At 57.9% G+C, this 1,649-nt stretch carries 2 protein-coding genes; both read right to left on the bottom strand.

The features are described 5' to 3' along the window. Positions 1-35 precede the first annotated feature (35 nt). Positions 36-1,070 carry an IS3 family transposase gene (locus ABIZ35_RS14225; protein ID WP_348220576.1) on the bottom strand — a complete coding sequence of 345 codons (1,035 nt, stop codon included), beginning with the start codon at positions 1,068-1,070 and terminating at the stop codon, positions 36-38. A 17-nt stretch (positions 1,071-1,087) separates the two neighbouring features. Then, positions 1,088-1,570: a transposase gene (locus ABIZ35_RS14220; protein WP_348220575.1), complete on the bottom strand. Its 483-nt coding sequence runs from the start codon at positions 1,568-1,570 to the stop codon at positions 1,088-1,090. Between the last annotated feature and the right edge of the window lie 79 nt (positions 1,571-1,649).

The raw sequence follows: 1,649 nt of genomic DNA, 5'->3' as shown, positions 1-1,649 counted from the left end.
CGGAACGTGTCAATAGTTTGAGACAACTTAGTCCATTATTTTTCGTGTCGATCGTCGCCTAACTCTTCGCCCTCCTTTTGGGCAGGCGGGTTGATCCAGACGGCTGTTGGCAGCGCTTCCGGGATCGGCTGTTTGCGCACGAACCGCTCCGGATGTTTGGCGTAGGCGTGTTTGAGCACTCGCGTTCGAACCGCGAGAACTTGGGCGGCCTGGCCGCTATGAACATTGTGCGGCGTCATCATCGCGATGCCGCTGTGCCGGTGCTGCTCGTTGTACCAGGCGAAGAACGTCCGGCAAAAGTCTTGCGCGTCTTGCTGGCTTCCAAATCGCTCGGGAAAACCTGGCCGGTATTTGAGTGTTTTGAACTGAGCCTCCGAATACGGATTGTCATTGCTGACGTGCGGCCGAGAATGCGTCTTCGTCACGCCAAGGTCCGCCAAGAGAAACGCCACGGGCTTACTGGTCATCGCGCTGCCGCGATCAGCGTGAATGGTCAAGGAGCCGGGCGTGATCCCCTGCGTTTCACAGGACTGGGCGATCAAGACCTTCGCCAAATCCGACGACTCGCGCGGCGCGATCATCCAGCCGACCACACAGCGGCTAAACACATCCATGATCACGTACAGATAGTAGTAAGTCCACTTTTCTGGGCCAAGCAATTTGGTAATGTCCCAGCTCCACAATTCGTTGGGGCCGTTGGCCAGCAGCTCCGGCTTCTGGTAGTGTGTGCGGGCGCGCTGTTTACGCCGCTCCCGCGTCTCGTTTTTGGCTCGGAGGAGCCGATACATCGTCGGCACGGAACAAACATAGACTTCCTCATCTAAAAGCGTGGCGTAAACGGTCGCCGGAGCTTGATCGGCGAACCGCTCCGAGTGCAGCAGATCCAGAATATTCTCGCGTTCGCATGGATTGAGCGCACGCGGCGAGATGCGTGATGACCAAGATGTCTTCAGCTCGGATGCGCCTTGGCCCTCGGAGTAGGTTCGGTAGAGCGCGGCTCGGCTGACGCCCAGCGCCTCGCACACGATTTCGGGCGGCGTTGATTTGGCGATCTCACGAGCGGCTGCCATTAATGAAGAACATCCTACTAACTCTGATCGTCTTCGGGTAGGTCCTCCATATCCGTGAAGTCGTCCAGGCTCATCTCCTGAAGGGTCTCGCCCAGCAAGAGAGCGGCTTTTTTTTGGATGTCAATGATCTGCTTGGCGCGGCCCAGTTGCCGGCGTAATTGCCGCACTTCTCTGGCCAGTTCCGTCTGCGCTTGGACGGCCTCGACAAATGCGGGATCGGATCGGCGCGATCTTGAGACCGGCGTTCCTCCCAGCTGGCCCTGCGCTTTTTGTTTGCGCCAGTTGGCAAGGTCCGAATGATAGATGCCTTCACGGCGAAGCATGGCTCCGAGTTCGCCGCGTTGCTCGCAGGCGTCGGCCTCCGCCAGAACGCGCAGCTTGTACGCCGCCGTGCGGCGCCGGCGCTTGGGAGGCGCCGTAACTTCTGCGGAAACGACCTCAAGTTCTGGTGAGATAGTCTCAGGTTTTTCATGCCGACCATTTAAGGTGTGAGGATCCAACGGATTTGACCATTCTCCGCCCTCGATACGGATTGCATTTAGTGTAGCGAACTGTCTCACTTATTATAGACACAGAGGG

Origin of the sequence: Capsulimonas sp., from assembly GCF_039929585.1 — a bacterium.
Lineage (GTDB): Bacteria > Armatimonadota > Armatimonadia > Armatimonadales > Capsulimonadaceae > Capsulimonas.
This window is presented reverse-complemented; position numbering and strand designations above follow the sequence as displayed.